This is a genomic window from uncultured Lamprocystis sp., assembly GCF_903933125.1.
Lineage (GTDB): Bacteria > Pseudomonadota > Gammaproteobacteria > Chromatiales > Chromatiaceae > Thiodictyon.
In genome coordinates, this window is record NZ_CAIZIZ010000289.1 from 1 (window position 1) to 4,297 (window position 4,297).

Annotated in this window: 3 protein-coding genes; 2 read left to right on the forward strand and 1 reads right to left on the reverse strand. The window is 64.6% G+C overall.

Annotated elements, in window-relative coordinates:
- Positions 1–353: 353 nt before the first annotated feature.
- Positions 354–1,433, reverse strand: coding sequence for an AraC family transcriptional regulator (locus tag QZY03_RS14035; RefSeq protein WP_295582026.1), 1,080 nt, complete (start codon positions 1,431–1,433; stop codon positions 354–356).
- Positions 1,434–1,714: 281 nt separating this feature from the next.
- On the opposite strand from QZY03_RS14035, the gene QZY03_RS14040 reads away from it, so the two are divergent.
- Both QZY03_RS14040 and QZY03_RS14045 read left to right on the forward strand, forming a co-directional pair.
- Positions 1,715–2,623: a sulfatase-like hydrolase/transferase gene (locus QZY03_RS14040; protein ID WP_295582028.1), complete on the forward strand. Its 909-nt coding sequence runs from the start codon at positions 1,715–1,717 to the stop codon at positions 2,621–2,623.
- A gap of 20 nt (positions 2,624–2,643) precedes the next feature.
- Positions 2,644–3,954, forward strand: a complete 1,311-nt coding sequence (locus QZY03_RS14045; RefSeq protein WP_295582030.1) for a sulfatase-like hydrolase/transferase — start codon at positions 2,644–2,646, stop codon at positions 3,952–3,954.
- Positions 3,955–4,297 lie beyond the last annotated feature (343 nt).

Below are 4,297 nucleotides of genomic sequence, written 5' to 3' on the forward strand. Positions count from 1 at the left end.
ACCCTGCGGGTTTCTTCGGGAATCTCGAACGCTGGGGCGGATTGGAGTGACATCGGAGCCTCCTGGGGCAACAGGCAGTCAATCCCTTTGACACCGCGGAGCGTCAACAGGTTGCCGCCGAGTACGCGACGCGCGGGAGCCAGGAGAATTCGCCACCAGTGTCAGGAACGAACCCCAACATTTCAGCTTACGTTTGGGTGTTCGTTGGGCTTCGTTCCTCAGCCCAACCCACAAGGAATACTTGCCCAAACTCTGGACGGTCGGGAACGCCGTGAGCCGGTCCCACGGCGCGACGATTACGACAACGACAACGACAACGACAACGAACGGAGACGGACTCGAACCCCCCGTCGTCATGTGCTGTGCCGGGCGCGCCATTCCCGCGGGCTGCACTTGGCCCAGTTCCGGAAGGCGCGCGAAAAGGCATTCGGATCGGCATAGTGCAAGGCCGCCGCGATCTCCGCGATCGGCAGGCTGGTGTTGTCGAGCAGTTGCTTGGCGATCTCAAAGCGCTCTTCATCAATGAGTTGCTGCAGGTGCATTCCCTCATCCGCCAGGCGTCTGCGCAACGTTCGCTCACGGATTCCGAAAAGTCGCGCAATCGCGGCGGCCGACGCGGTCCCGCCGCGGATCATCTGATGCAAGACGCCGCGCACCTGCTCGGCGAAAGTCATCGGGTCGTTGGCCGCCGACTCGCGAATGGTCCGGGTGAGGGCGGCATGGCGGAGCGGATCGGCACCCGCAATGGGCTGCGCGAGCCAGGAGGAGGCAAACAGGATCGCCGAGACCTCGGCGTCAAAGGTCGGGCTTGTTCCGAACAAGCGGCGATACGGGGCGAGGTTGCCGGGGCGGCCGTGGGCGAACTGAACGCCCACCGGCTGCCATGTGGGACCGCACAGTTCGCTCAGGATCCGGTGGGCGATGGTGATCGCGCCGTCGTAGATCTGCGCCGTGGCCGGTGTCCCATGGCGATAGATCGAATACCCCAACGTCACGCAGGAGGGGTCCGGAGCCAGCAGGATCGGCACCGCCCCCCGGTCGGTGAGGTCCAGATGCAGCAGCAGGCTGCGGATGGCGTCGCCGACCGTGGCTGAATGACGCATCAGTAAGCCGAGGTGACCCAGCGCCTCCAGGGTGAAGCGTTCGCCGACCAGGAGCCCGAAGTGGTCACACCGCGTGAGCGCGACACAGGTGTCCAACAGTCGCCCGAGCGACTCGATCGCGATCCGTGCCGCGGCGTCCTCGAATAGCTCGGGATCGACTTGAGCCTCGGCAAATGCACGCGCCGGGCTGACGCCCAGATCGGTCAAGACAGCCGGGAGTGTACGGATCGGCCCCACCCACAGGTCGCCGAACCGACGCGGGGTGCCCCCGGCCGGGGTGCCGCCGGCGGGCGGGACTTTCGCCTCAATGGTGCTGGAGTCCTGTGACATTGCTGTCTGGCTCGGTCAGGTGAGGCCGGAATTGCAAGGTAGACTAGCAGCCGCTTTGCTAAATTCAAAGGACAGGATTGGCTTTCGGCTTTCGGGCCTTGGTCATCGTTCCGGCCACTGAAGGCCGAGGCTTTACCGTGAAAGTGCGTAGTCAGGCCATCCTGGCCTGACGGCGTCGGGACTGGAACGGTCAGGGCTGGAAGCCCTGACTACGCAGCGGTCGAGAGGACTTTCATGGTCCGGGGTGGCGCGGGCGCCATGGCCGTTAGCCGGTCCGGCGTATGAACATTCACCAAGAGGCAACTTCGATGCGTGTGTCCGGCATGATCTTTCCGCGGCGACGAATCGGCTGGCTGGGCCTGATTCTATTGGTCGGGCTGGGGCTGGGGCGGGCGGCGTCCGCGGCGGTGCAGGTCACCGGCGTGCCGGGCTCGCCTAGCGCCACCACGACCATCCCCGGCCATCAACTCCCGCCGCCCGCACCGACGTTCGGCGGGGTGATCAAGGACGGTGCCCTGCAATCCAAGCCCTGGTGGCCGCCGGCCGTCGTGCCGCCCAAGGGCGCGCCGAACGTGCTGCTGATCATGACCGACGACGCCGGCTTCGGCGTGCCGAGCACCTTCGGCGGCGTCATCCCGACGCCGACCATGGACCGCATCGCCAACGAAGGACTGCGCTACAACCGGATGTTCTCCACCTCGCTGTGCTCGCCGACGCGCGCCGCCCTGATCACCGGGCGCAACCATCACTCCGTCGGGTTCGGCGTGATTTCCGAGCAGTCGACCGGCTTCCCCGGCTACAACAGCATCATCGGCGCGGACAACGCCACCATCGGCCGCATCCTGCTCGACAACGGCTACAACACCTCCTGGTTCGGCAAGGACCACAACACGCCCGCCTTCCAGGCGAGCCAGTCCGGCCCCTTCACCCAGTGGCCGACCGGCATGGGCTTCGAGTACTTCTACGGCTTCGTCGGCGGCGACGCCAATCAGTGGGAGCCCAACCTGTTCCGTAACACCACCCAGATCTACCCCTTCCTGGGCACGGAACCGGGCACCTGGAACCTGATCACCGGGATGGCCGACGAGGCCATCGACTGGGCGACGCGGATGCATCAGTCCGACCCGTACAAGCCGATCTTCATCAAATACGCGCCCGGCGCCACGCACGCCCCGCACCATCCCACCTAAGGGATGGGTGGACAAGATCAGTGCCATGCACCTGCTTCAACGGCGTCACCGTACCGGTGGACGTGCAGATGAAGTGGTACGACGTCTGGGGCACCGAGCAGACCTACAACCACATGTCCGCCGGCTGGTCCTGGGCCTTCGACACGCCGTTCGACTGGTTCAAGCAGAACGCCTCGCGCCTGGGCGGCACCAACCAGAACATGGTCGTGTCCTGGCCGGCGCGCATCAAGGACAAGGGCGCCCTGCGTGAGCAGTTCGTGCATGTGATCGACGTGGTGCCGACCATCCTCGAGGCCGCCGGCATCCGCGCCCCCGAGCTGGTGGACGGCATCAAGCAAAAGCCGATCGAGGGGACCAGCTTCCTTTACACCTTCGACGCGGCGAACGCCAAGGCCCCGTCGCGGCACCAGACCCAGTACTTTGAGATGATGGGTCAGTGGGCCCTGTACCAGGATGGTTGGCTGCTCAGCACCAAGGTCGATCGCGCCCCCTGGGAGGCCTTCGGCGCGGCCAACGCCGACCCGCTGAACAATCAGGTGTTCCAGCTCTACGATCTCACCAAGGACTTCACCCAGTCCGATGACATCGCCGCCAAGCACCCGGAGAAGGTCAAGGCGCTGCGCGCGCGGTTCCTTGCCGAGGCCAAGAAATACCAGGTTCTCCCGCTCGACGGATCGGTGGCGGCGCGGGTCATCGCACCGCGGCCGAACATCACCGCCGGGCGCACCGAGTTCGTATACACCCGTCCGATGGTCGGCCTGCCGCAGGGCGACTCGCCGCTGCTGCTGAACACCTCCTACACCATCACCGCCGACATCGAGGTGCCGGAGGGCGGCGCCGAAGGGATGATGCTGACCTCGGGTGGGCGCTTCGCCGGTTACGGCTTCTATCTGCTCGAGGGCAAGCCGGTATTCGTGTGGAATCTGATCGATCTCGAGCGCCCCAAGTGGGAGGGAACCGAGGCACTGTCACCGGGACGGCATACGCTGGAGTTCGACTTCAAGTACGACGGGCTGGGCGTCGGTACTTTGGTCTTCAACAGCTTCAGCGGGCTCGGTCGCCCCGGCACCGGCACACTCAAGGTGGATGGCAAGGTGGTCGACACCAAGACCATGCCGAAGACGCTGCCGATCATCCTGCAGTGGGACGAGAGCTTCGACATCGGTTCGGATACGCTCACCGGCGTGAACGACGCCGACTACCAGCCGCCGTTCCCGCTCACGGCCAAGCTGAATAAGCTGACGATCGCGGTCGACCGGCCGGAACTCTCACCCGCCGACATCCAACAACTGAAGGAAGGGGAAGCAAAGGCGGCGGCGGCCAGGGAATAGCCCGGCACGTGCGGCCTTGACTACTGTCGCACCTGCCGGCGTGCGAGGCTGCGTCGTCAGGGCTTCCAGCCCTGACGGTTCCAGTCCCGACGCCGTCAGGCCAGGATGGCCTGACTACGCACCGGCGATGAGGGTCACCAACAGAACAGAACAGAGGAGACAGCCAATGGTCATACTGAAGCAGACGCTAACCCGCCTTGTCCTAGCCCATCTTTAACATGACCCCATTGATAACGCCCCCAGATTGCGCCTAACCATTTGATCCGTATGTACACACTTCTGAAAATCGCAATGTAGTGCCAAGTTATTCAATAGGGGCGGAGTAAAGCCGGTGCCGGGTGTC